We start from the raw sequence: 24,227 nt of genomic DNA on the forward strand, positions 1-24,227 counted from the left end.
AATCACTAATCGACAAACTCAGTCCAGCGACAACGCTCTTTCACTAGTTCTGACATATTTTTTGTTCCAATTCCTTTAGCAATCAACGCAACAACTCGATCATCACTGTCATAGCCTGTATGTGCCGTTAAAGGGTTAGCAAAGCTTCCCATACCAAACATATCAATGACAGGAGCGACATTAATATTAATATTGGTGACTTCCGCACATAAGCGTGAATCCAAATGACTTTGCACAAATTGCTGGGGAATAGCGTAGCTTAATAAATCATTAGGATCACTAAAAGCCATAATAGAGGTTTTATCAACCAACCTTTGTTCATAATGCTCACTGCCCGGGATACAGTACTGATCTTTTTGATTAATTACTTCTGGCGGCTTTTGCCCCATCTCTAACAAAGGTAGTTGATTTGACATCAAATAAAAAGGAATCTGTTTCCGCTGGAAACCTTTAATAAATTGAGACTCTATACTCGTAGGATCACCATTGGCTACTTTAGAAACGCGATTTGCAATACTTTGCATACCATCCATAACAATACGACTGCCTAAACTATGTGAGACAATTGCATATTCATCATCAGGCAGATACTTAATGGCTTGTTTATTAATGACGCAGTTATCATTACTGGTTTCTGGTAAATCCCCCCAATTCCGTCCAACCATCCAACAAAATGCCTTTCTGAATGAAGCCAGCATTTCATCATGACTTTTACCTTGATAAATCATTGGGTCAGGACTGGTATCATTGGAAAACTGTTTTAACATTTGATTCACTTCAGCACGATCATAGGAATATTCGCCTGAGGTATCATATTTAATCTTTTCTTTTTCTGGATTAGTGATCGCTGACCAAGTCAATTCATAAAAAAGCATTTCCTGACTTTGGTCCTCATTCAATAAGCGTCTTACTCTTAATATTCCTAATTTTGTATCTGGAAACTCAGTATCCACTAAATTAATTTCCTTATAACGGCTACTTTTTACCGTTAAATTTAATTCAGCCGCTAATTTTTCCTGAAATTGCGTACTATAGCCTGGTACATGCGTTCCGACACCATGTACCATCAATACTTTCACCGTATCTCCCGGCATCTCAAGACTATTTTGCATACCCGGAAAACTTTTTCCATTAATTTTACAGGCCCGCACATCCTCTTGCTCTTGCTTCTTTAAAACAGCTGTAGCAATCCCCTCACCAAAACTTGCGCAGCCTGAAATAGTCAGGCTTATTGAAAATAAGATTAGTTTTTTCATTGTTTAGGTCTCATGTTGGAAGCGCTGCGCATTGGCAGGTAATTTATTAAAAATTATGTGTTTAGGCAGGCAGTATTTTTCCGGATAATATACACCGCCTAAATACAAGCCATGTGGAGGTGCAGTGACCCCTCCGATCTGTCTATTTTTACATGTTAGTAATTCTTGTGTCCATTGTATAGGCTTATCACCGGAACCTATGGACATTAAAACACCGGCAATATTACGTACCATATGATGTAAAAATGCATTAGCGGATATATCCATAATCACTTGCTCATCCTGTCGATAAACTTCAACAAAATGCATCAGGCGCATAGGACTCACTGATTGACACTTAAGGGCTCTAAATGAAGTGAAATCATGGGTTCCTACTAATGCCTGAGCCGCTTGATGCATTCGCTCTGCATCGAGGTGGTGCTGACACCAGGTGACGCGATCGCGTTGCAAGGCTGACCTAGTCGGTCGATTAAGAATAATATAACGGTAAAATCTTGCTATAGCACTGTAACGTGCATGAAAATCGTCCACTGCTGCTCGCACCCAGATCACACGTACATCATCTGGCAAGTTGGCATTAATCCCTAATAACCAGGAACGATGACTGCGTTCTGCATGGGTATCAAAATGCACTACCTGCTCTAAAGCATGTACGCCTGTGTCGGTACGGCCCGTACAAATTATTGTTACTGCATGATCGGCAACTTTGGATGCGGCATGCTGCACAGCATCCTGCACTGTCCGCAAACCGCCTTCCTGCCATTGCCAGCCAAAAAAGGCACTGCCATCATACTCCACCCCTAAAACAATACGCTGCATCTTGATCTGGTATTATTTTGCAGCGGGTAAGCTTGGTTGATTCTTGTGTTCAACAAGCACATGTACATAGTGGTTTGCTTCCGCTATGGATCTTTCCATGGCCTGTATTAATTGAGAAATATCAAAACAAATTTCTGAAAATTCCTGCTGCAAGGCGGCAATAGCATTAGCGTTAAGATTGTGCTTTAAAAACAGTACCTGATCTCTGAAAGCACCTAAGACAGGCTGTATTTTTTGTTCAGCTTTTAACATTGCTTTGATTAATCGTGAGTAATGTTGTTTGGATAATTTTAATTGCTGCCTGCTCTGTCCGCGTAAAGATCGATTAGTATATAAATTTAATTCTGCTTCCCATTCCTTGAATAATGCATCACTTACTTCCTCAATAGCTTGAATTTTGTTGTTTACAATTTCCGAGCGCATATTACAAAAATCAAATTGTTGCTTTAATAGTTTATATTTATCTTCCAGACTACCTGACTTAACATTAACCACTGATTTAAAACGCTCTAAGGCATCTAAAAATTGTACTTTTGTTTCTTGCAGACTTTCACTGGCATCTTCTACGCGTATTACGACAAGATCACGTTTATGCTGACCAAAAGATTCCTTGGTACGGTAATAAACATGCTGAAAATTATAGGCCACAAAACGCGAGAGTAATTTAACAGATCGCTCCGTTAAGCCTCTAAATGAAAATAAAGAACGGGAATGAGTATATTTAGACATGCTTTTTTAAGCTAGCGGAAAAATTAGATATTTGGTGATACGAAATACATTCTATAGTTAGAGTATGCTTGCGCACGAAGTCGACAAACGCATCATCGATTATACCGAAAGTAGATAAATGTTGTAACGTACTATTAGCTGAAAAGTCAGCCGATTTAACCAAAATTAAATGATCTATAGCTAACTGTACGGCTAACCAGGCTGCAAGGGTGTCAGAAGTGATATCCCAGTTTGCTGGAATACCTGCAGCATCTAATTCACTGCTCAAAGGTGACCAGATTACCACATTCTGCTGCATGCTAGATCGAATCATTTCAACATTGTTTACAATAACTAAATCAGCACATAATCCTTGAAACAATAAAGCCATTTGCTGCATCGCCAGGATTGCCATATAGTGTGCAGTCCTGTCATTATACTGCCATTGTTGTTGCGTTATGCGCACTTGATCAGCAAATACCCCCCCACCAGGAACAATAACAACCTGCCCTTTACCATGTTGTTTCGCTAGTTGCAGAAATTGAGCAAGTTCTGTATGCGACAATAAACTGCCGCCTAATTTTACCACGATCATGAGACTTGCATTTGTTGCAGCAGATTTAATAAGACAGCGGCTTTATCAAAACTTTCCTGATATTCTGCTTCAACTTCTGAATCATTCACGATGCCGCCACCAGCCCAAAAGCGTATAGTATTGTCTGAGTGCACTAAAGTACGGATAGTGATATTGCTATCCATATTGCCATCAAATCCAATATAAGCAATAGAGCCACAATAAATACCACGCCGATGCGGCTCTAGCTCCTCAATAATTTCCATAGCTCGAATTTTCGGCGCTCCAGTGATAGACCCACCCGGAAAACAGCTGCGTAATAAATCCAGTGCATGGCTATTTGCGGCTAACTGGCCAGAAATAGTACTCACTAAATGATGCACTGTCGCATAACTTTCCAGAGCAAATAATTTAGGTACTTTAACTGAACCAGGTAGGCAGTTTTTGCTGATATCATTGCGTAATAAGTCAACAATCATGACATTCTCGGCACGATCTTTAGGACTGATTAGCAAATCTTCAATTTGCTGTTGATTGGCTAATACATTTTCTTTTCGCGGGCGGGTGCCTTTAATAGGCTTTGTCTCTACCTTGCCAGCGGAAACTTTTAAAAATCGTTCCGGAGATGAACTCAATAGCTGCACACCAGGGACATTTAAATAAGCACTAAAAGGAGCCGAGTTTATTTGTCGTAATTGGCAATAAGCATCCCATGGGTCGCCCTGGCATGTAGTTACAAACCGTTGTGCCAAATTTACCTGATAACAATCCCCTTCTTTTAAATAATTTTTAATTTTAGCAAATGCCTGCTTATAACTTTCCATAGTCATATTCGATTGAATCTCGCCAGTGACCTGAAAATTCAGTATAGTTCGTTCTTCAGGGTACTGGCTAAACTGCTGTATTAAGGCTTGCCAATGCTCTGTACTATCAGCGCTTCCAACTAAATAACTTCGTTTTTGCCGGTGATCAACCACTACGGCCCATTGGTAGATTCCAATAGCCATATCCGGCGTATGTTCGGCATCTTGTGCAATTTCAGGTAGTGTTTCTAAATTCCTTGCTAAATCATAGGCAAAGTAGCCGATTGCCCCACCATTGAAAGGAACTTCGGGAAATGCTTGCTGCAAAGGTAATTGTTGCTTAACCAGGGTAAAAGGGTCTAGTTTCGATATACTGCTTTTCCCTGCTTTGGTTATCAGGGTTTGTTTGCCTTTTGTAAGTAAGGTGCAGACAGGCTGGGTTGCAAAAATATCATAACGCCCCTGGCGTTTTTCTGCTGAACCGCTATCTAAAAAAACAGCCCATTCTTGATCTGCTACACTGGAAAATAATCGTGTACTATCTGATAAATAAGGTAAAGCATAAAGCTGGGAATTTGAACAGGGCGTAGACATTAATTGAATTAGACAGATTTCATAGGAGTGACTGAGCGATAAACCATGGTTTGATCGTTACATCATAAGCTACAGAGCATTACGTATAGCTAATATTTTGATTAATATTGCCAATCTTAACAAATATTACTTTTACAAGCACCCTCTATAGCTAAATAAGCTACCGCAACTGCCGGAGCACAATCGGCAATCTGCATGGCTGTTTTTTGTGCAGTGGTAAGAAATAGTGTATTAAAGTCGCGGTATTCAATACCCAGTCTAGACGCAATTTCCCGGGCTAAAAAACGCCCAACGCCGGCGCCAATAATCCGTTTGTTAATAGTATGATCTGTACGTAGTAATTGTTGTTCACAGGCTGACTGTATTCTGCAAAGCTGTTGCTCTCGAATAGCATAAGCCAGTTGCAGCCATTGCGCTGCTGGAAAATCTTCTACATCACAGCCAACCATACGCGCTAAACGCCGAGTACTAGCCTGCACTGTTTTAGCATGACCATCAGCAGTATCACTTTGGTCATGTCGCTCATCAAGTTCATTTGTCAGCCTGTATACATCAGCCATGGTTGCAAAATATTCACTCATGACGCCGACTTCTTTGCCCGCAAAATAAACTGATTGGGTAACAGCCATTACTGCAGTTCTTACAATTCCTGTATAGACTAACTCACCAGAACTTAAACGTTGAAAATCTGTATAGCCTAAAACATCAAGCTGCTTGTTATGAAATAACAATATATCTGTCGTGGTACTCCCAATATCGACCAAGAGCCCCTGCTCTTGTTGCCGGGCCGCATAGGTAGCACTCGCTAGCCAGTTAGCAGAAGCTATCTTATCAATGTATTCTGGTGTGACTTGTTGTGCAGAAATAAAACCCAACTGTCCTGCATAAACTAGCAGTGTTTGCTGTTTCAATACCTGCTGAGTAAGGTCGATTATTTTAGCAACACCCTCTGCTCTATTGGAAAATAAATCAACTAATTCCCCGGACATTGTGATTACATGCAGGGTTAGTTGATGCGGTACTCTAGCAAGAATATTTGTCAGTGCATATTCTAATTTTTCCAGACCCTGCCACAAAGGACATGGCTCCTGATAAACGGCCATTACCTGACCCTCCGCGCTGAGCCAGGAGGCCTTCAGGTGGGCACCACCTATATCCCAACCGACAATATCGGTTGGTGCTATATCAGCTTGCATCTGCATTTCCTTGATCAATACTCACTAGCACTTGCTGGCTTCTAATTTTATTCAGTAGCGGGGGCTTGCCAGATAAATTTAAAACCAGTTCTGCGACATTAACCCCTAAAGCTTCATTAATGCCCGCATAAGAAGTGGTTAAGCGTGGGTTTATTTCTAAAATCAAGTTTTCGCCTGTTTCCGTTTCTATAAAATCTATACCCACATAGCCAAATAATTGTGGAATTGCTGTCGCTATCTGCTGACAAAGTAATTGATAGCATTGATTATTTTTGTTGTTAATATTTACTGTACAAGCAGATAATATAATTTGCTGTTGTTCACTATGGGTATGCTGCTCATTACAACAAATAAAATAGGCTTTTCTCTGGTAAAACAGGCAAGATAAACTGAGTGATTTACCCGATATATAAGGCTGAATAATATAGGACTTTTCAGCTAGCAGTCTAGGTACAACGTTTTGCCAGTCATCAGAGGAATGTATTTGATAAACTTGATCACAACCCGCCGAATCGTTTGATTTAATGACCCAGCTTCCTTGTCGTTGTGCTTGTGAAGAATCATATAAACAACTAGATACACAAGCTATACCAGCATTTTGTAATAATTTTGTGGTCATTAACTTATCTTGGCATATTTCCACGGCCTGGTGTGCGGAAGTATATAAAAATTTTCCTTGTTTACCGAAAAACCGGCACCATTGCGCAAGAATGCCATCTGTTTCAGGCGCAATTAACCAGACGGCATCGTATTCAGATTGCCTTCTGAAGAGCAACGTTTGTAAGCCCTCTTCCTGACTCATCATTACATATTCAATACCTGCCGCTTGGTTTTCAAGGTTTAAATCAAGTCGCTGATCCTGTAACACCAATAAATTCAAATCTGCTATTGTGCATAAATCGTCAATTAGAGCATTGCGCATTAAATACCCTTCCTGCAATAATGATGCGGGTAAGGGTTGGTTTATAAAGCCCCCGCCCGTAATAAATTCAAAAACCAATAAACGCATAATGCAAATTATTCCTGTCATTGATATAAAAGCTGGCCAGGTCGTACTTGCCAGACAAGGCCAAAGACACAACTATCAACCACTCTCGACTCCACTTTGCCGCTCCAGTCAAATAGACGATGTACTTGATGCTTATTTAAATGTCTCTTCATTTACCAGCATCTATATTGCTGACCTTGATGCATTAATGAATGCTGGCAATAATCACGCCTTAATCAATTCACTATTCAGCCGTTACCCTTATTTAAACTTTATTATTGATAGCGGCTCGGCTAAGCCGCTTTACAGGCCCCCACATACACAACAATTTACGCCTGTTATTGCTACGGAATCAATAGTAAAACAGGATTTAGCTAAATTAAAACAAGACTCAGATAACTTCATCCTATCCCTTGATTTTTCAGCTCAGGACACGCAAATGGGCGAACGTCATTTGTATAAATCACCAGATTTATGGCCTAAACGACTAATTCTTATGACCCTGGGGCTAGTAGGGAAAAATAGTGGTCCTGACTTGATCAAATTAGCAGACTATCATCATAACTACCCAGAGCATGATTTTATTGCTGCCGGAGGGGTTCGCCATGTAAAAGATTTATTGCAACTCAAAAAGATCGGTATCGAAATAGCCCTGGTTGCCAGTGCATTACATAATAGAAGTCTGACAAGCCGTGATATCGAGCAACTAAATTAAACTGTATAAATTGTGATATGCCAACCAAGGAATGAGTATTTATTAACTTCGACATTTGATAAGGAATGCAATAGCTTTAACTATTGCTGTGCATGACGAAAAAAGCTAAAGCTTTTTTACTCCTACTCACAAGTTATTAACGCCTCATTCCTAAGTATTGCTTTTTCCTAGTGACTGAATCATCCGTTGCTCTACTCTTAGTAAGTCTTCTTCCGTATCAACACCAGCCTCTGGTGCCGTACTGACTTTTGCGACTAATATTTTCTCCCCTTCCCAGAGAATTCTTAATTGCTCAAGCATCTCTATTTTTTCTAGTATGGAGGTTTCCCACTGCACATAGCGTTGTAAAAAGCCAACTCGATAAGCATACATACCTATATGTCTTAAATAAGTATTTTTTCTAATTAATACATTATCTAGTTGCTGGAATTCTTTTCGATCCCAAGGAATAGCAGCTCGGCTAAAATAAAGCGCGTAGTGATATTTATCTACCACGACCTTAACCGCATTGGGGTTAAATATTTCTTCAGCTAATAATACTTCAGCAGCTAAAGTTGCAACCTCAGCAGTATTTTGTTGGGCTAGAGAGTTAGCTGCCAAAGAAATATATTCAGCAGGAATAAGTGGTTCATCGCCCTGCAAATTAACAATAATATCCTCTGTATTCCATTGATAAACTGCAGCAACTTCAGCCAATCTCTCTGTGCCGCTATTATGCTGGTCACTCGTCATTAGCGCATCAAAACCGTAGTTTTTTACTGCATCCAATATTCTTACATCATCAGTTGCAACAACTATCTCTGCTGCTCCAGCTGCTTTAGCCCGGTCACAGACATGCAGAATCATCGCTTTTCCGGCGATATTTATTAAGGGTTTTCCTGGTAATCTGGAAGATCCATATCTTGCAGGAATAACGACCTTAAATTCACTATTCATTACAATTGTTCAATTTCTTCACGACTTAAAGTTCTTGCTTCGTCTTCAAGCATAACCGGAATATCATCTCTTATCGGAAAAGCAAGACGGTCTGCTTTACAAATAAGTTCCTGTGCATTCTTGTCGTAAATTAACGGGCTTTTACAAATCGGGCAAGCCAGAATTTCTAATAATTTATTATCCATTACATTCTCATAGTATTTTACTGATAGGGATATTTTACTCTATCTTAGTGAATTTCCATGAAACTATTCACAAATATTATATTTTTATTAGCACTCTTGCTTATTGAGTGCTAAAATCTGTCCATGTTTAATTATTGGAGTCTTTCATGCCTAATTCATTAGCCTTACCTATTACTTTAACAGCTAAGAACTTTGATTCTTATCTAAACGTGATTGGTCAAACTAATAAATTAAATACTGAAGAAGAGCGAGCGCTTGCCATACTCTATAGAGATAACGAGGATCTTGAGGCTGCGAAACAACTTGTTATGGCAAATTTGCGCTTTGTTGCCCATGTAGCACGGGGATACAATGGCTATGGCTTACCTATGAACGATATTGTTCAAGAAGGTAATATTGGTTTAATGAAAGCAGTAAAGCGCTTTGATCCTGATTTAGGCGTGCGCCTGGTTTCTTTTGCAGTACACTGGATTCGAGCTGAAATACATGAATATGTCATTAAAAACTGGCGTATAGTCAAAGTTGCCACTACCAAGTCGCAACGAAAGATTTTTTTCAACTTAAGAAAATCCAAGAAACAACTTGGCTGGCTCTCAAAAGAGGAAGCTGAAGCTATTGCTGCAAATCTGGATGTAGACATTAAAACCGTTTACGAAATGGAAACGCGTCTTGATGGGAAAGATATGGCGTTTGACCTGCCTGAATCCAGTTCTAGTGAAGAGTCTTATAGTGCACCTGTTTCTTATTTGCAACAGCACAATGCGGATCCAGCCTTATTACTGGAAAGTGCTGACTGGCAAGAACATAAAGAAGCCCTTTTAAGCAGCGCCTTACAGGGTCTGGATGAACGCAGCCAGGATATTGTAGCCAGTCGCTGGCTAACAGAAAAAAAGATGACATTGCATGAACTGGCTGAACGCTATAACGTGTCAGCTGAACGTATTAGGCAATTGGAAAAAAATGCCATGAAAAAACTAAAAGGGGCTGTCAGTATTACCGCTTAATTTCCATTATTATTAAAAAACCTTTGTTGCTTATCAACAAAGGTTTTTTGCCCAATTTTTTCCTAACTTAATCTGTCTATAATGGTTTGTGCTTCAAGTTTTTGCGCATCATTACCTTGCGCCAGTACTTCTTGAGCAATCGATTTTGCTGCAGCATCATCCCCCATATCAATATAAGCTTTAGCCAAATCTATTTTTGTCTCAAATTCATCCATATCTGTTAAATCTGAAACTTCTGTATCATTTTTAACTGAGTCAGTTGTTTCGATAGCTGACGCAGCGGGAACCTCATCAAAATCAAAGTCAAAGTCAAAATCATTATTTTCAGCTAACTTTACTGACTCAGATCCATTCTTCGGCTCAGTTATATCACTACTGTTAAAATCAATAGTTTCCAGATCGGATACTAAATCTGGCTCGTTATTATCCGAGGTTTCTATAGATTCAAACCGACTTAAATCAAAATCAATACTTTCAATATCCTGATCAATTTCGGTAATATCTGCCTTATCTAAATTCACCTTATTATTTGTATCAACACTATCCACTATAGATAGTGAATTTAAGTCAAAATCAGCTTCAATTGATTTACTATCTTTACTATCCGACTTAGATATTGCCTCAGCAACTAACCCTATATTATCATTAGCAATATTATGTGATGCATTTAAGTAATCATCAGGGGGTACACCAATGGCTTCAAATTCTGCTTCGCCCTGACCGGTAGAAAATAAAATACAATCTGGAATAAGCTCTTTACCCATTTCTGAAACTTTAGACCAAAAATCAATATCAGTTTGCATTCCTAAGGCAACTAACTCATTTGCATAATTCTCAAACCCAACTTTATTTTCACTCGCATAAAATATTTCCAGAAGTTTTAATTTATATTCATCTTTCTCAGGATGATCTGCAATAGCATGACGCATTAATGCTTCAGCTTGTTGATATCGACCATACGCAAGATATACATCGGTTTCTGAACTTGGGTCAACTTCTGCGTGATCGGATTCAAATACATCAAAATCACCCGGTGCAAATTCACTTAAAAAAGAGCTTTCACCTACGGCACCAATATCATAAGAGTCATTTTTATCTAGCACAGGAAGCGTTATTTTTTCCTGTGTCCCTGCAGCAGATATTTTACGTGCAGATGAAAATATACTGTTTTCATTAATCTCTTCTTCTGTTTGACGCCTACGCCCAAGCAACCAGCTAAACCCAAAAAGAACTAAAAGCCCCGTACCGAAGTAAAAATAATTAATCCCAGAATCATTATCAGCTTGCCCTTTATCAACAGAAGTTTGTTTCAACTCTTCTTTAGCTAATGAAACATTTTTCGCAGTATATTCCTGGCTATTAATATCTTGTTCAGCTTGAACAGTCGATTCTATTGATGCGCTTGGTTCAGCACTTATTGTCTCAGAATTTTCCTGCTCTTCAATTCCCTCTGTATTACCCAAAATATTCTGATCTAAACTCGTATCATATTTTAATTCTGGTGCAAGTTGCGCATTTTGCATCGCCGCCAGTTGCTGATCTTTAATAGCCATTATTTCTTGCATGATGGCAAATTGTTTTTCCAGATTAGCCAGCCGTTCCTGTAATTGCAAATTTTCAGTGGCTAAATTTTCCGCCTCAGTAGTATTTGCTGTTAGAGCCGCAGACTGAGCAATTGCATCTTCGCTAGGTGATTCCAATGTTAATTTAGTGCTGCTATCACTCGCTTCTTGTACCTGTGGTTCTAACTCAGATACAACGATATGCTCTGGTTCCTCAGCAATCCTACCTTCCCAGGCCACCATCTGTCTATTAAACTGGCTACGAGCCTGTGCTTTAGATAACTTAATAATCTCAGTTTTTTGGGGAATTTTTAATGTTTCTCCCGCCATTAAAGCATTAACATTTTTCTTATAAAATACTGTCGGATTTGCTTTATACAAAGCCATCATCATTTGTTCTACGGAAACATCTTCATACTGATTAACTTTTTCAGCAACTTTCCACAAAGAATCATTTCTCGTAGTAGGTCCATATTCATCCTTTACTGTCAGGCTATTAAAATCATTTTGCGTGGTAGGCTCAGTCTCAGCAAGGTTGCTGCTTTTTTGAGGATTAACTGTTGGCACAACCGCCATATCAGTTATACCTTGTTGATAAACAACAGGGGGATCTATTAAAACTGTATACTCTTTATATATTTCACCATTAGGCCAACTAACTTCTACCAAAAAATCCAGAATAGGTTCCTGCAAAACCTGATCAGATGTTACTTGGATAACAGTTTTTCCATTAGATTTCACAATAGGCTTGAATTTAACCTTGGATATAAAGTAATTCCAGGCAATACCTAACTTTTCAAATTGATCTGGCGTAGCCAAATTTACCCTGATATCATCGACATGCTCACCAGCACTTAAAGATAAGGCTATTTCAGCATTTAGCTTTTGATTTAAAGTCGAATGTAGTTTTATTTCACCAACACCTAAAGAATGCGCTGCCATGGGTGCCAACAAAGACATGGTTACTATGGTTTTAGTCAGTTTACGCAAGGCACTCTCCTAATTAAACTTTTTCCATGAGGGGATTTCCCGAATACAGTCAAATATACCTCTAACTCTAGACTAGATGTAATTTTTTACTAGCTCTTCTGCAATTTGCACACTATTCAATGCTGCTCCTTTACGCACATTATCAGCAACAACCCAAAGGTCTATACCTTTTTCATGAGAAATATCTTCTCTGATACGCCCGACAAACACATCATCATTACCAGAAGACTCTGTAACCGCAGTTGGATAACCACCGTCCACCCGCTCGTCCATTACTGTAATTCCAGGTGAAGCAGCTAAAATTTCACGTACTTTTTCGACACTGATTTTATCACGTGTTTCTATATGAATTGCTTCAGAATGACCGTAAAAAACAGGGACACGTACAGCGGTCGGATTCACAAGGATACTATCATCACCCAAAATTTTCTTAGTTTCCCATACCATTTTCATCTCTTCTTTGGTATAGCCATTTTCCATAAACACATCAATCTGTGGTAATACATTAAATGCAATTTGCTTGGGGTAAACTTTAGCCTGCACTGGTTTACCATTTAACAATTGTGCAGTCTGATTAACGACCTCTTCAATGGCTTCTTTACCTGAACCGGAAACCGCCTGATAAGTACAAACATTAATGCGTTCTATTCCCACGGCATCATATATAGGTTTTAACGCAACCAGCATCTGGATGGTTGAACAGTTAGGGTTTGCAATAATCCCTCGCGTCTTATAATCAGCAATTCTTTCCGGGTTTACTTCAGGAACTATTAAAGGGATATCTTCGTCATAACGAAACTGTGAAGTATTATCAATCACTATACAACCTGCAGCAGCAGCCTTAGGAGCATATCCTTCTGACAGCGAAGCACCCGCTGAGAATAAACCTATATCAGCTTTGGAAAAATCAAATTCAGCTAAATCCTGAACGCTAAGTGAACCTCCGTTAAAAGGAATGCGCTTACCTGCTGAACGTTCACTGGCTAGGGCATAAACATTATCCACAGGAAATTTTCTTTCTTCCAGGATAGAAATCATCGCCTCACCTACCGCACCTGTAGCGCCTACGATAGCAACATTATATTTTTTAGTCATTGTTATGTCTCATTGTTAACGCTTTAATTACTGCATCTCCCATTTCTGAAGTGCTCACTTTTTGCATACCCTCTGAATAAATATCTGCAGTTCGTATATTTGTATTCAGTGCATCATTCACTGCCTGTTCTATGCTATCAGCTGCAGCACCAAGATTAAAGGTATAACGCAGCATCATGGCTGCTGATAAAATAGTCGCTAAAGGGTTAGCAATTCCTAGCCCGGCAATATCTGGAGCAGAACCATGAACAGGCTCATATATTCCTTTACTGTTGATATCCAGTGATGCGGATGGCAACATACCAATTGACCCCGTAAGCATGGATGCCGTATCAGATAAAATGTCACCAAACATATTGCTAGTAACCATCACATCAAACTGCTTAGGTGCACGTACTAATTGCATAGATGCGTTATCGACATACATATGAGTCAGTTCTACTTCAGGATACTCTTTACCAACTTCAGTCATGACCTCACGCCATAATTCAGTACATTCCAGAACATTCGCTTTATCAACGGAGCACAAGCGTCGATCTCTTTTTTGCGCAATTTTAAATGCTGAATGTGCAATCCGTCGAATTTCTGATTCACTATAAACAAGCGTGTTATAACCTTGCTTTTCACCATTATCCAGAATTCTGAGGCCTCGCGGTTGACCAAAATAAATCCCGCCTGTTAATTCACGAACTATCATTATATCCAGGCCAGACACAACTTCAGGCTTTAGTGTCGAAGCATTGGCTAATTGCGGATATAGAATCGCAGGACGTAAATTAGAAAATAATTGAAGTTCAGAACGTAAGCCTAATAAGCCCTTTTCAGGACGTAGAGAAATATCCAGTGATTCCCATTTATAACCACCTACTGCCCCCAATAGGATGGCATCTGCTTGTTTTACTAATTCAACTGTCGCAACTGGCAAAGGGACTCCTGTCGCATCATACGCCGCCCCCCCAATCAAACCCCGTTCAAATTCCAGACCGAGACCCAAATTTGAATTCAAATATTCCAATACCTTAATGGCTTCAGCAATAATCTCAGGACCTATACCATCACCTGGTAATATTGCAATTTTCTGTGTCATTTACGTACAAACCTTTTCTTGTTTTAAATTTAAACAAATAGCCACGGAGCGCGTTTTGCTCGTTCTTCTTCGTAAGCTTTTATTTTTTCAGACTGCAACAAGGTTAAAGCAATATCATCCAGACCATTCAGTAAGCGATATTTTCTGCCTGCGTCAACTTCAAAAACAATCTCCTGGCCAGTCGGAGTTGTAATTGTTTGCGCCTCTAAATCAATAGCTAATTGATAACCGGGCTGTACTTGCTGAAATAATTGATCCACTTGCCCTGTTGTTAATACAATTGGCAAAATACCATTTTTAAAGCAATTATTATAAAAAATATCTGCATAACTCGGCGCAATAATCGCACGAAAACCATAGTCTTCAAGAGCCCATGGCGCATGCTCGCGTGAAGATCCACACCCAAAATTCTCGCGTGTTAATAATATCTCAGCACCTTGATAATCTGCATTATTCAAGATAAAGTCTTTTTTTAATGGTCGCTGAGAACAATCCATTTCTGGTTCACCTATATCTTGATAACGCCACTCATCAAATAAATACGGACCAAAACCGGCACGGCGAATTGATTTTAAAAATTGTTTTGGAATAATCGCATCAGTGTCAATGTTAGCTCTATCAAGAGGCATAACTGTTGTGTTTAATTTTTTAAATGCTTGCATAATTCTTTGCCCTCAAGCCCAGTCTCTTACATCAACAAAATGTCCTGCTATACCAGCTGCTGCAGCCATTGCAGGGCTTACTAAATGGGTCCGCCCACCATAACCTTGTCGACCTTCAAAATTACGGTTTGAAGTAGAGGCGCATCGCTCCCCAGCTGCTAACTTATCCGCATTCATTGCCAGACACATTGAACACCCTGGTTCGCGCCACTCAAACCCTGCAGCAATAAAAATTTTATCCAGGCCTTCTTTTTCAGCTTGTTGTTTAATCATTCCTGAGCCGGGTACAACTAATGCCAATTTGACATTATCGGCGCGTTGCTTACCTTCAACTACGCTAGCCGCAGCCCGTAAATCTTCAATTCTTGAATTAGTACAAGAGCCAATAAAGACCTTATCAATTGCAATATCGGTAATGGCCTGTCCCGCTTCTAAGCCCATATATTGCAGTGCATTTTGTATACTTTGCTGTTTTACTAGGTCAAATTCTTCAACAGGATTGGGAACCTTCGCATCGATTGCAACAACCATTTCAGGTGAAGTGCCCCAGGTTACTTGGGGCTTAATCAAACTGGCCTCTATTTCCACGACTTTATCAAACTTAGCGCCCGAGTCTGAATGCAAATCCTGCCATAACCTTTCGGCCATAAACCAATGCTCACCTTTTGGTGCATAGGGTCTATCACGATAATAATCTATAGTTTTATCATCTACTGCAATCAAACCTGCTCGTGCCCCTGCTTCAATGGCCATATTACATACGGTCATGCGTCCTTCCATCGAGAGCTCTGTAATCGCTGGTCCTGCAAACTCGATAGCATAACCTGTCCCCCCGGCCGTGCCAATTTCACCAATAATCGCCAGAACAATATCTTTGGCTGTTATCCCTGCACCAACATAACCATTGACCTTAATTAAAAAGTTTTTGGATTTTTTTTGGGTCAGACACTGCGTTGCTAATGCATGTTCAACTTCTGAAGTTCCTATACCAAAGGCAAGTGCGCCCGAAGCACCGTGTGTCGAGGTATGAGAATCTCCACAAACAATAGTCATACCCGGTAAAGTTGCGCCTTGCTCAGGACCGACAACATGTACAATTCCCTGACGTATATCTGACATATCAAATTCGGTAATACCAAATTCAGCACAATTTTTTTCCAGTGTTTCCACTTGCAGACGTGAAACAGGATCAGCAATACCGACGCTTCTATCAGTTGTTGGTACATTATGATCAGCAACAGCCAAATTACGTGCGGTACGCCAGGGCGTTCTATTTGCTAGCCGCAATCCCTCAAAAGCTTGCGGTGAAGTCACTTCATGAATTAGTTGCCTGTCTATATAAATAAGAGAGGATCCATCCTCTTCCACAGAAACAACATGATCATCCCAAAGTTTGTCATATAAAGTTTTTGCTGACATATATATTCTGTACCGTTATTATTATTTTGAAAGTTCGGCGACTTGCTTTTCTAATTTCTTCAATCGCGTCCATACTTCACTTAAACGTTGAAAAATAGCTATATTTTTTGTATATTTTTTAAAAGGTTGCGCAGGACCATAAGCATAAATGCCCGACTCTTTGATGCTGCTATGCACACCTGCTCTATGTAGTAACATGGTGTCATCAGGAATATGTACGTGATCCAGAACACCTGTCTGTCCCGATGCAATCACTCTTTTACCAAAGTGACTCGAACCCGCTATCCCGGTCTGAGCAACCAGAATACAGTCATCTTCAATAATCACATTATGGGCTAAATGGCATTGTGCATCGATAATACAGCCATCATGCACTTTTGTTTCAGTGTATGTTGCCCGATCTATCGTCGTAACGGAACCAATTACGACTTTATTACCAATAACAACTCGACCTGTCTGCGGGATACGGTGATGATGGAATTGCTCATCTTGTGCAAACCCCTGTCCATCACTACCAATAACACAGCCTGCTTTTAAAATACAATCTTCTCCAATATGGCAATCATATGACACCACACAATTCGAATAGATAACTGTTCGGGCACCAATTACAGCATCAAATTCAATCACTGCATTAGCCATAATAACGACAGCAGAACCCAACTGTACGTTTCTGCCTATCACTACGCCAGGGCCAATAACTGCATCAACTGGCACTAACACAGACTCATGAATTACTGCTGTGGTATGAATACGTCCCCACTCTGAATTGTACACATCTCGATCAACATATTTTTGGCGTATATATGCCATTGCCATACGCACATTTGGAGCCAACAGGATAGCGGTATTATCAAGTTGTATCTTATCTGCTATTGCCTGTGTCGTTACAATTGTTGCTACACCTGCAGTCAAGACCGATGGTAGATATTTTTCATGTTCAACAAAAACCAGGCCTCCTTGTCCAGCCGCTTCAGCAGGGACAATACCCGTTACTCGAGTATCAGCACCTAAGTGCGCAGTAATTAAGCCTTGTTGCTTAAAATCCTGAAAAATTTCTGAACTTAAAATATCCACTACAACTCCTTGGCTTTATGCTAATGCTTTAAAAACCTTAGCGGTAATATCTGCCACTGCACCTACACCTGTAACTGTGGCAAACTGCACTTTTCCCTGATCAGCCATGTTAAGATAAAAACCAACCAGAGGCTTTGTTTGCTGATGGTATACATTTAAACGTTTTTTTACTGTTGCTTCCTTATCATCATCTCGCTGAATTAAGGGTTCCCCGGTTGCATCATCCTTATCTGCTACTTTAGGCGGATTAAATTCGACATGGTAAGTACGCCCCGACTCCAGATGTACACGTCGACCGCTCATACGTTTAATGATCTCATCATCAGCAACCGCAATTTCTAAAACATGATCTATCTGCACGCCCATAGCTAGCAAACCTTCTGCCTGGGCAATTGTACGCGGAAAGCCATCTAATAAAAAACCATTGGCGCAGTCTGCCTGAGTGATCCGGTCCTTAATTAATCCTAAAATGATATCATCTGATACCAAGCCTCCCTCATCCATAATTTTTTTAGCTGCTTTACCTAGTTCTGTACCTTCCCGAACAGCTGCACGCAACATATCACCAGTTGATATTTGCGGAATAGCAAATTTCTCAGTTATAAATTGTGCCTGAGTACCTTTACCAGAACCAGGACTACCTAAAAGAATAACGCGCATATTTGACTCCATTAGCTGCCGCTAAAAACATTTAACTAAAAAACCGACTGTTAACTTACGTTTTTCAGTTCATTTCAAATTAACATAACGAATCATTTTATAACATTCGATAATATAACTCTTGTAAAATTATGTATAAATGCCTATTCTGGGCGGCTAAATAATAATTATGAGGAGAGATATACACATGCTTGTTGAAGATTTAATGACCCAAAAGGTATTTACAGTAGAGCCGCAAGACATGATAGACCGCGTTTTTTTTCTGATACATTACGAAAAAGTGCGCCATTTACCGGTAGTAGAAAAAGGCAAAGTAGTGGGTATCGTTTCAGATAGAGACCTGTATAAAGCACTGGGGCCAAAAAGTAATTCCAGCTCAATTGCAGCTGAAGGTACAACTGAATTACACGTACTACCCAAAAAAGTGACTCATATCATGCATCGTGGCGTCATTACCGTTCAACCTGACACTTACGCATCTAAAGCTGCAGCCTTGATGGCAGAAAACAGAATTGGTGCATTACCAGTAGTCGATGCTAAAAATAAGCTAGTCGGTATACTGTCAGCGACTGACATACTGAGAGTGTTCTCAAAAATTGAACACGCCAGTGAAAAACGCGCTGAACAAATCGCTGCCAAGGCACATTAATGTCTAAAAGTAAAAAGCCTCGATGAGGCTTTTTACAACAGGCTCTAACTATTAAGCTTTAGGGCGCATATGAGGAAATAATAAGACATCACGAATAGAGGGCGCATCGGTAAACAGCATTACCAGGCGATCTATTCCAATCCCTTCGCCTGCAGTTGGCGGCATACCATGTTCTAAAGCGGTAATATAATCCGCATCAAAGTGCATTGCCTCATCATCTCCAGCCTCTTTTTCCTGCACCTGCTGCATAAAACGCTCCGCCTGGTCTTCCGAATCATTTAACTCAGTAAAACCATTGGCAATTTCTCGTCCACCTACAAAAAACTCAAAGCGGTCGGTAACATGCGGATCATCATCATTCCGCCTTGCCAGAGGAGAGACTTCTACTGGGTAAGCAGTAATAAACGTGGGATTCATTAATCGGCTTTCTACTGTTTTCTCAAATATCTCTATCTGTACTTTACCTAAACCATAACTATCTTTGACTGGAATTCCCAGATTTTCAGCTACTTTTACTGCAGCTTCACGGTTATCAAGATCGGTTGGAGACAAGTCAGGATTAAAGTGTAAAATCGAGTCAAACACTGTCATACGGTCAAAAGATTTGGAAAAATCATAGTTTTCCCCCTGATAAGTTATTACCGCCTGGCCGACAACATCTTCTGCCAGCCCTTTTAACATAGCTTCAGTTAGATCCATTAACTCTCCGTATTCAGCATATGCCTGATAAAACTCCAGCATAGTGAATTCAGGATTATGTCGAGTAGATAAACCTTCATTACGGAAATTTCGGTTTATTTCAAAGACCCTTTCAAAACCACCGACAACCAAACGTTTTAAATAAAGTTCTGGTGCTATACGTAGATACATGCCTAAATCCAGAGCATTATGAAAAGTCTCAAAAGGACGCGCTGTTGCACCACCGGGAATTGCCTGCATCATCGGCGTTTCGACTTCAAGAAATTGTCTTTCAATTAAAAACTGACGAATATAGGCAACAATTTTTGAACGCATCAAAAAAGTATTGCGCGATTCATCGCTCATAATCAAATCCAGATAACGCTGTCTGTATTTAATTTCCTGATCTGCAATGCCGTGAAACTTCTCGGGCAAAGGACGTAACGATTTGGTTAATAAGCGAATATCATCAATCTTGACACTGAGCTCACCAACCTTGGTTTTAAATAAAACGCCTTCCGCACCGATAATATCGCCGATATCCCACTTTTTGAACTGCTCATTATAAAACCCTTCAAGCAAGTTATCACGAGTCACATAAAGCTGAATTTTTCCCGACATATCCTGAATATGTGCAAAACTTGCTTTACCCATTATGCGTCGTGTCATGAGTCTGCCAGCTAATTTAACACGCACAGGCTCTGCTTCTAGCTCTTCTTGTGTTTTTTCGCCATATTCTGCGATCAGTTCACCCGCAACGACATTACGGCGAAAATCAGTAGGAAAAGCAATCGCACCATTTTCACGTAGTGCAGCTAATTTTGTACGGCGTTGTTTAATTTGCTCTTGTTCATAGTGTTCTAATTCTGACATTTTTTAATTTTATAAATGATTAGTTTTTTGTTTTGTAATATGGATAAAGGCTCAACATGACCATTTCCAGTCTATTGTTCACTTTGCCAATCCAGGGAAAGCAAGTTTTGATAAATTTACAAACCACTCTTCAAACTGGCTTCGATAAACTGATCTAAATCACCATCAAGGACTGCTTGTGTATTGCCAGTTTCGACATTAGTACGTAAATCTTTAATTCGCGACTGATCTAATACATAAGAACGAATTTGACTGCCCCAGCCTATATCGGATTTATTATCTTCTACAGCTTGCTGTGATTCGCTACGCTTACGTAGTTCCAACTCATACAGTCTGGACTTAAGCTGTTTCATAGCCGTATCTTTATTCTTATGCTGGGAACGATCATTCTGACATTGCACGACAGTATTAGTGGGAATATGGGTGATACGAACTGCCGACTCGGTTTTATTCACATGCTGCCCACCCGCACCACTGGCACGATAAACGTCAATACGCAAATCGGCCGGGTTTATATCTATTTCAATATCATCATCTATCTCAGGAGAGACAAATACAGAAGCAAAGGAAGTATGGCGACGGTTACCCGAATCAAAAGGTGATTTTCTAACCAGGCGATGTACCCCTGTTTCGGTGCGCAACCAGCCAAAAGCATAATCACCTTCGAATTTAATAGTTGCACTTTTAATTCCGGCTACCTCTCCCTGTGACTCCTCGATCAACTCGGTTTTAAACCCTTTACGCTCACCCCAGCGCAAGTACATACGCTCAATCATTGCAGCCCAATCCTGAGCTTCTGTACCACCTGAGCCTGATTGTATATCTAAAAAAGCATTATTAGCATCCATTTCGCCGGAAAACATGCGCCGAAATTCTAAACCCATCACCTGCGCTTCAAAACCAGCTAAATCGTCAACAACCGTATCGACTGTTTCTTCATCCGCTTCAGCAACTGCCATCTCAAGCAATTCAGCGGAGTCGCTTAAGCCTTCCTCCAGCTCCAAAATAGTATTGACTACCGTTTCTAACTGCCCCCTCTCTTTTCCTAAAGCCTGGGCCTGCTCTGGGTTATTCCATATTTCAGGACTTTCTAGTTCACGTAAAACTTCTATCAAACGCTCACTTTTTACATCGTAGTCAAAGATACCCCCTGAGAGTTTCAGTACGATGTTTTAAATCATTTATTTTATTGTTAATCGGATTTATTTCTTGCATTGAATTAATATTTACTCTGACATACCAGCTATTAAAAATTGGGGTTTATTATATACTATTTCAAACGCTCATTAAGCACACAAATAAATCAACAGGAGTATTGTTTAACTCCAAATAAAACAGCTGACTTAAGTCTAATTAGCTATTCATAAATATAATTTATAAAGGCTACGCTGATTAATCTTAGGCTAATCCCAACGAGTATCCCTGACCTTTAAACGTCCACTCTCAACCTTTACCGATAAACTCGGAATATCTTCGTAAGCAGGTGCAGATCTCACTTCACCTGTTTTAATACAAAATCTGGCTCCATGCCGAGGACAAATAATTTCATCACCATCTATCTCTCCACTGGCAATCTCAGCACCATCATGCGTACAAGTATCTTCCAAAGCATAAAAACCATCTTCTAATTTAAAAACGACTACTTCAATACCATCGACATCCACCACAATGTGCTCACCAACTGCCAGAGCATTTTCCGCTACAACATCAATCCATTCAGACATGTTTTCCTCTTTTTAGTTTTTTATATAAACATCATATCTAAGCAACTTACTTTTAAAACTTTGCGTTGGTTTACCGCCTAATGGTAATGCATAGTCAGGACTTTTAACCACCACCTTTTTTGCCGTTGCTTGCCATGCGACGTCAAACAATGCTGCCCTATCCATATCATCACCGAGTAAATCACGCAAAATCAACATCGCTTTTTTGGGTAAAGCAGATTTTTTACGTTTAACTGGAAACATGGGGTCTATATAGACACAATCAGGCGAGTCAGTTAATTGTGCTAATATATCTATCGCATCACCAGGCAACAGTTTTGGAACAGGCAACGCTAATCTTGCCACCCAATCTAGACGTTCTAGACGCTGGAAAGCATCTCCCAGTAATTCCAGCATCACCGGCGAGCGTTCAATACAGCTTAGTTCATAGCCCATACGAAAAATATGCAAACTATCTTGTGCCCAACCTGTAGTCGCATCGACCACCGTTCTGGTTTTTCGTCCGATTGCCTGAGCCAAAGCCCCTTCCTTTGGTGCTGGCCATGATCGCTGCTCTCCTTGCCTTGGTTCAATTTCAACCATTAAACCTCCTTTTTTCAGCAGCTCTTTATCCAGAAGTTTTAAGCAGCCATCTCGCCAGCTTAAAAAAAAATCTTCAGGGGTTTTGTTATCAACTGAATGATAAAGAGGTACAGATAAACGCAAGGACAAGGCTTGAGACAAAGCTAATTCATATGGCTCGTTATGTAAAACAGCTAATTTACCTCTATAGGAATACACAAATAATTAGTCAGAAATATTAAATATTAACGGCATGTGATCACTGAAAGCTAGCCACTTATCTGCTTTACCTACGTTAATATAATTCTCATCTTTTATAAAAATAGTTGAAGACGAAAAGGCATAATCAACATGATAAGGTTTATCAAACTGATGCAAATGATAAAGAGTTGGGCGACTTTCGTTTCCTTGTACTTCATTAAAATACTGATGATAAAGACTATGAATATCTATCTCTTCAAGCTCTCTCACGACATCACTATGATTCCACCAGCAATCCCAAGTATGCCAACGCGAATTGCTATTTAAATCACCAACTAATAAAAATGGAGAAGCTTTCATCTTTTCTTTATGTAGTTGTATATACTTCCAAAGCTGCCCAATATAGGGAAAATTTGGAGAATTTGCCTGCTTAGTCCAAACCGCCAACAAGTTAATTGAATCATTTACTCTACAAGGCAAAAAAGACTCAAGATTATTATTGTTCCAATCAAGCTTTTTAAGCTTAAAGGATGATCGTGAAAATATTCCAATACCCTTGTTTTTGTTTCTACCTTGCCAGCAAAACTCTCCTGCCCACTCTTTATAAATTTTAGTCGATTGGGCTGGATCTTCACACTCCTGAATCACCATTAAATCTACGTCAAGCATCTCTTCAATAAGGTGAAATTTTTTCCTAAAAGCGCCATTGCAATTCCAAGAAATTACTTTCATTTTACCGACTAACTAAAAATTCTTTATTCAGTAGAAATCGACGCTTGCTCATTTTTTAAAGCAGCATCTAAAGTATGCCAGGCCAAAGTCGCACATTTTACTCGGGCTGGATATTCACGAACACCCGCTAGAACCGCTAATTTACCAATCGCTTCCAGGTTTATCTCGTCTTCTTTGCCTGTGGTCATTTCATGAAATTGTTGAAACAAAGCATCAGCTTCCGCTTCCGTTTTACCTTTGACAATTTCCGTCATCAATGAAACAGAGGCTGTCGAAATAGCGCAACCGGAACCTTGAAAACTGGCATCAATAATTTTATCGCCATCCATTTTTAGAAATAAGGTCAGGCGATCACCACATAAAGGATTAAAGCCTTCTACTTTACGATCTGCATCTTCCATGACATGGAAATTTCGTGGATTTCTATTATGGTCAAAAATAACCTCCTGATAGAGGTCGCGTAAATCATCAAACATATT

General features: G+C 39.8%; 25 protein-coding genes. 3 read left to right on the top strand and 22 right to left on the bottom strand.

Annotation, left to right across the window (positions count from 1 at the left end):
• Nucleotides 1–5 precede the first annotated feature (5 nt).
• From AU255_RS11305 to AU255_RS11335, 7 genes are all read right to left on the bottom strand, one after another.
• Nucleotides 6–1,256: a hypothetical protein gene (locus tag AU255_RS11305; RefSeq protein WP_080522950.1), complete on the bottom strand. Its 1,251-nt coding sequence runs from the start codon at nucleotides 1,254–1,256 to the stop codon at nucleotides 6–8.
• A gap of 3 nt (nucleotides 1,257–1,259) precedes the next feature.
• Nucleotides 1,260–2,075, bottom strand: a complete 816-nt coding sequence (gene truA / locus AU255_RS11310) for a tRNA pseudouridine(38-40) synthase TruA (protein ID WP_080522951.1) — start codon at nucleotides 2,073–2,075, stop codon at nucleotides 1,260–1,262.
• Nucleotides 2,076–2,087: 12 nt separating this feature from the next.
• Nucleotides 2,088–2,804, bottom strand: coding sequence for a DUF2959 domain-containing protein (locus AU255_RS11315; protein ID WP_080522952.1), 717 nt, complete (start codon nucleotides 2,802–2,804; stop codon nucleotides 2,088–2,090).
• Nucleotides 2,797–3,378 carry an amino acid kinase family protein gene (locus tag AU255_RS11320; RefSeq protein ID WP_080522953.1) on the bottom strand — a complete coding sequence of 194 codons (582 nt, stop codon included), beginning with the start codon at nucleotides 3,376–3,378 and terminating at the stop codon, nucleotides 2,797–2,799. The genes AU255_RS11315 and AU255_RS11320 overlap by 8 nt, the downstream gene beginning before the upstream one ends.
• On the bottom strand, nucleotides 3,375–4,754 hold the full coding sequence (pabB, locus tag AU255_RS11325) for an aminodeoxychorismate synthase component I (RefSeq protein WP_080522954.1): 1,380 nt from the start codon (nucleotides 4,752–4,754) through the stop codon (nucleotides 3,375–3,377). Before pabB ends, AU255_RS11320 begins: the two co-directional genes overlap by 4 nt.
• Before the next feature lie 116 nt (nucleotides 4,755–4,870).
• Nucleotides 4,871–5,950, bottom strand: a complete 1,080-nt coding sequence (locus AU255_RS11330; protein ID WP_080522955.1) for a hydantoinase/oxoprolinase family protein — start codon at nucleotides 5,948–5,950, stop codon at nucleotides 4,871–4,873.
• The gene (locus AU255_RS11335; RefSeq protein WP_158083107.1) at nucleotides 5,940–6,959 is read right to left on the bottom strand and encodes an ATP-grasp domain-containing protein; all 1,020 of its coding nucleotides are present in this window, start codon (nucleotides 6,957–6,959) and stop codon (nucleotides 5,940–5,942) included. The genes AU255_RS11330 and AU255_RS11335 overlap by 11 nt, the downstream gene beginning before the upstream one ends.
• 1 nt (nucleotide 6,960) lies before the next feature.
• Between AU255_RS11335 and AU255_RS11340 the strand changes: the two genes are divergently transcribed.
• Nucleotides 6,961–7,653, top strand: a complete 693-nt coding sequence (locus AU255_RS11340) for a HisA/HisF-related TIM barrel protein (RefSeq protein ID WP_080522957.1) — start codon at nucleotides 6,961–6,963, stop codon at nucleotides 7,651–7,653.
• Between the two features lie 150 nt (nucleotides 7,654–7,803).
• Here AU255_RS11340 and kdsB read toward each other — a convergent pair whose 3' ends face one another.
• Both kdsB and AU255_RS11350 read right to left on the bottom strand, forming a co-directional pair.
• Entirely contained in the window at nucleotides 7,804–8,589 is a 786-nt protein-coding gene (gene kdsB / locus AU255_RS11345) for a 3-deoxy-manno-octulosonate cytidylyltransferase (protein WP_080522958.1), read from the bottom strand.
• Nucleotides 8,589–8,774: a Trm112 family protein gene (locus tag AU255_RS11350; protein WP_080522959.1), complete on the bottom strand. Its 186-nt coding sequence runs from the start codon at nucleotides 8,772–8,774 to the stop codon at nucleotides 8,589–8,591. Before AU255_RS11350 ends, kdsB begins: the two co-directional genes overlap by 1 nt.
• Before the next feature lie 146 nt (nucleotides 8,775–8,920).
• Between AU255_RS11350 and rpoH the strand changes: the two genes are divergently transcribed.
• Nucleotides 8,921–9,778 (top strand): RNA polymerase sigma factor RpoH, encoded by an 858-nt coding sequence (rpoH, locus tag AU255_RS11355; RefSeq protein ID WP_080522960.1) that lies wholly within the window; start codon nucleotides 8,921–8,923, stop codon nucleotides 9,776–9,778.
• Between the two features lie 62 nt (nucleotides 9,779–9,840).
• Here rpoH and AU255_RS11360 read toward each other — a convergent pair whose 3' ends face one another.
• The 7 genes from AU255_RS11360 to adk form a co-directional block, all read right to left on the bottom strand.
• Entirely contained in the window at nucleotides 9,841–12,282 is a 2,442-nt protein-coding gene (locus AU255_RS11360; RefSeq protein WP_158083108.1) for a FimV/HubP family polar landmark protein, read from the bottom strand.
• A 120-nt stretch (nucleotides 12,283–12,402) separates the two neighbouring features.
• A complete protein-coding gene (locus tag AU255_RS11365) occupies nucleotides 12,403–13,425 on the bottom strand; it encodes an aspartate-semialdehyde dehydrogenase (RefSeq protein WP_080522962.1) in 1,023 nt (340 codons plus the stop codon).
• Entirely contained in the window at nucleotides 13,418–14,512 is a 1,095-nt protein-coding gene (gene leuB / locus AU255_RS11370; RefSeq protein WP_080522963.1) for a 3-isopropylmalate dehydrogenase, read from the bottom strand. The genes AU255_RS11365 and leuB overlap by 8 nt, the downstream gene beginning before the upstream one ends.
• A gap of 29 nt (nucleotides 14,513–14,541) precedes the next feature.
• Nucleotides 14,542–15,174 carry a 3-isopropylmalate dehydratase small subunit gene (gene leuD / locus AU255_RS11375; RefSeq protein WP_080522964.1) on the bottom strand — a complete coding sequence of 211 codons (633 nt, stop codon included), beginning with the start codon at nucleotides 15,172–15,174 and terminating at the stop codon, nucleotides 14,542–14,544.
• Nucleotides 15,175–15,186: 12 nt separating this feature from the next.
• On the bottom strand, nucleotides 15,187–16,593 hold the full coding sequence (gene leuC, locus AU255_RS11380; RefSeq protein WP_080522965.1) for a 3-isopropylmalate dehydratase large subunit: 1,407 nt from the start codon (nucleotides 16,591–16,593) through the stop codon (nucleotides 15,187–15,189).
• 21 nt (nucleotides 16,594–16,614) lie between these two features.
• Nucleotides 16,615–17,670 (bottom strand): UDP-3-O-(3-hydroxymyristoyl)glucosamine N-acyltransferase, encoded by a 1,056-nt coding sequence (gene lpxD / locus AU255_RS11385; protein WP_080522966.1) that lies wholly within the window; start codon nucleotides 17,668–17,670, stop codon nucleotides 16,615–16,617.
• Nucleotides 17,671–17,685: 15 nt separating this feature from the next.
• Nucleotides 17,686–18,330: an adenylate kinase gene (adk, locus tag AU255_RS11390; protein WP_080522967.1), complete on the bottom strand. Its 645-nt coding sequence runs from the start codon at nucleotides 18,328–18,330 to the stop codon at nucleotides 17,686–17,688.
• Nucleotides 18,331–18,517: 187 nt separating this feature from the next.
• Here adk and AU255_RS11395 point away from each other — a divergent pair, with 187 nt between their 5' ends.
• A complete protein-coding gene (locus tag AU255_RS11395; RefSeq protein ID WP_080522968.1) occupies nucleotides 18,518–18,979 on the top strand; it encodes a CBS domain-containing protein in 462 nt (153 codons plus the stop codon).
• A 51-nt stretch (nucleotides 18,980–19,030) separates the two neighbouring features.
• Here AU255_RS11395 and lysS read toward each other — a convergent pair whose 3' ends face one another.
• The 6 genes from lysS to sufU all read right to left on the bottom strand — a co-directional run bounded on the left by lysS (nucleotide 19,031) and on the right by sufU (nucleotide 24,224).
• Nucleotides 19,031–20,530 (bottom strand): lysine--tRNA ligase, encoded by a 1,500-nt coding sequence (gene lysS / locus AU255_RS11400; protein WP_080522969.1) that lies wholly within the window; start codon nucleotides 20,528–20,530, stop codon nucleotides 19,031–19,033.
• A 116-nt stretch (nucleotides 20,531–20,646) separates the two neighbouring features.
• Nucleotides 20,647–21,745 (bottom strand): peptide chain release factor 2 gene (prfB, locus tag AU255_RS11405; protein WP_143735912.1). Its coding sequence is split into 2 segments (ribosomal slippage): nucleotides 20,647–21,669 and nucleotides 21,671–21,745, totalling 1,098 coding nucleotides; the frame shifts between segments, so codons are not numbered across the junction.
• Between the two features lie 188 nt (nucleotides 21,746–21,933).
• Nucleotides 21,934–22,254, bottom strand: coding sequence for a non-heme iron oxygenase ferredoxin subunit (locus tag AU255_RS11410; RefSeq protein ID WP_080522971.1), 321 nt, complete (start codon nucleotides 22,252–22,254; stop codon nucleotides 21,934–21,936).
• 12 nt (nucleotides 22,255–22,266) lie between these two features.
• On the bottom strand, nucleotides 22,267–23,034 hold the full coding sequence (locus AU255_RS11415; RefSeq protein WP_080522972.1) for a class I SAM-dependent methyltransferase: 768 nt from the start codon (nucleotides 23,032–23,034) through the stop codon (nucleotides 22,267–22,269).
• A 6-nt stretch (nucleotides 23,035–23,040) separates the two neighbouring features.
• Entirely contained in the window at nucleotides 23,041–23,748 is a 708-nt protein-coding gene (locus tag AU255_RS11420) for an endonuclease/exonuclease/phosphatase family protein (protein WP_080522973.1), read from the bottom strand.
• 23 nt (nucleotides 23,749–23,771) lie between these two features.
• Nucleotides 23,772–24,224: a Fe-S cluster assembly sulfur transfer protein SufU gene (gene sufU, locus AU255_RS11425; RefSeq protein WP_080522974.1), complete on the bottom strand. Its 453-nt coding sequence runs from the start codon at nucleotides 24,222–24,224 to the stop codon at nucleotides 23,772–23,774.
• Between the last annotated feature and the right edge of the window lie 3 nt (nucleotides 24,225–24,227).

The organism is Methyloprofundus sedimenti (assembly GCF_002072955.1).
Lineage (GTDB): Bacteria > Pseudomonadota > Gammaproteobacteria > Methylococcales > Methylomonadaceae > Methyloprofundus > Methyloprofundus sedimenti.

What these genes read in the sequence shown, in the direction of transcription:
- leuC (WP_080522965.1), bottom strand. Translation starts at nt 16,593, where the DNA reads ATGTCAGCAAAAACTTTATATGACAAACTTTGGGATGATCATGTTGTT.
- AU255_RS11335 (WP_158083107.1), bottom strand. Translation starts at nt 6,959, where the DNA reads ATGCGTTTATTGGTTTTTGAATTTATTACGGGCGGGGGCTTTATAAAC.
- rpoH (WP_080522960.1), top strand. Translation starts at nt 8,921, where the DNA reads ATGCCTAATTCATTAGCCTTACCTATTACTTTAACAGCTAAGAACTTT.
- kdsB (WP_080522958.1), bottom strand. Translation starts at nt 8,589, where the DNA reads ATGAATAGTGAATTTAAGGTCGTTATTCCTGCAAGATATGGATCTTCC.
- AU255_RS11315 (WP_080522952.1), bottom strand. Translation starts at nt 2,804, where the DNA reads ATGTCTAAATATACTCATTCCCGTTCTTTATTTTCATTTAGAGGCTTA.
- AU255_RS11340 (WP_080522957.1), top strand. Translation starts at nt 6,961, where the DNA reads ATGCAAATTATTCCTGTCATTGATATAAAAGCTGGCCAGGTCGTACTT.
- AU255_RS11360 (WP_158083108.1), bottom strand. Translation starts at nt 12,282, where the DNA reads ATGGCAGCGCATTCTTTAGGTGTTGGTGAAATAAAACTACATTCGACT.
- AU255_RS11365 (WP_080522962.1), bottom strand. Translation starts at nt 13,425, where the DNA reads ATGACTAAAAAATATAATGTTGCTATCGTAGGCGCTACAGGTGCGGTA.
- AU255_RS11420 (WP_080522973.1), bottom strand. Translation starts at nt 23,748, where the DNA reads ATGAAAGTAATTTCTTGGAATTGCAATGGCGCTTTTAGGAAAAAATTT.
- AU255_RS11350 (WP_080522959.1), bottom strand. Translation starts at nt 8,774, where the DNA reads ATGGATAATAAATTATTAGAAATTCTGGCTTGCCCGATTTGTAAAAGC.
- AU255_RS11410 (WP_080522971.1), bottom strand. Translation starts at nt 22,254, where the DNA reads ATGTCTGAATGGATTGATGTTGTAGCGGAAAATGCTCTGGCAGTTGGT.
- lysS (WP_080522969.1), bottom strand. Translation starts at nt 20,530, where the DNA reads ATGTCAGAATTAGAACACTATGAACAAGAGCAAATTAAACAACGCCGT.
- pabB (WP_080522954.1), bottom strand. Translation starts at nt 4,754, where the DNA reads ATGTCTACGCCCTGTTCAAATTCCCAGCTTTATGCTTTACCTTATTTA.
- sufU (WP_080522974.1), bottom strand. Translation starts at nt 24,224, where the DNA reads ATGTTTGATGATTTACGCGACCTCTATCAGGAGGTTATTTTTGACCAT.
- AU255_RS11395 (WP_080522968.1), top strand. Translation starts at nt 18,518, where the DNA reads ATGCTTGTTGAAGATTTAATGACCCAAAAGGTATTTACAGTAGAGCCG.
- adk (WP_080522967.1), bottom strand. Translation starts at nt 18,330, where the DNA reads ATGCGCGTTATTCTTTTAGGTAGTCCTGGTTCTGGTAAAGGTACTCAG.
- truA (WP_080522951.1), bottom strand. Translation starts at nt 2,075, where the DNA reads ATGCAGCGTATTGTTTTAGGGGTGGAGTATGATGGCAGTGCCTTTTTT.
- AU255_RS11330 (WP_080522955.1), bottom strand. Translation starts at nt 5,950, where the DNA reads ATGCAAGCTGATATAGCACCAACCGATATTGTCGGTTGGGATATAGGT.
- leuB (WP_080522963.1), bottom strand. Translation starts at nt 14,512, where the DNA reads ATGACACAGAAAATTGCAATATTACCAGGTGATGGTATAGGTCCTGAG.
- leuD (WP_080522964.1), bottom strand. Translation starts at nt 15,174, where the DNA reads ATGCAAGCATTTAAAAAATTAAACACAACAGTTATGCCTCTTGATAGA.
- AU255_RS11305 (WP_080522950.1), bottom strand. Translation starts at nt 1,256, where the DNA reads ATGAAAAAACTAATCTTATTTTCAATAAGCCTGACTATTTCAGGCTGC.
- AU255_RS11320 (WP_080522953.1), bottom strand. Translation starts at nt 3,378, where the DNA reads ATGATCGTGGTAAAATTAGGCGGCAGTTTATTGTCGCATACAGAACTT.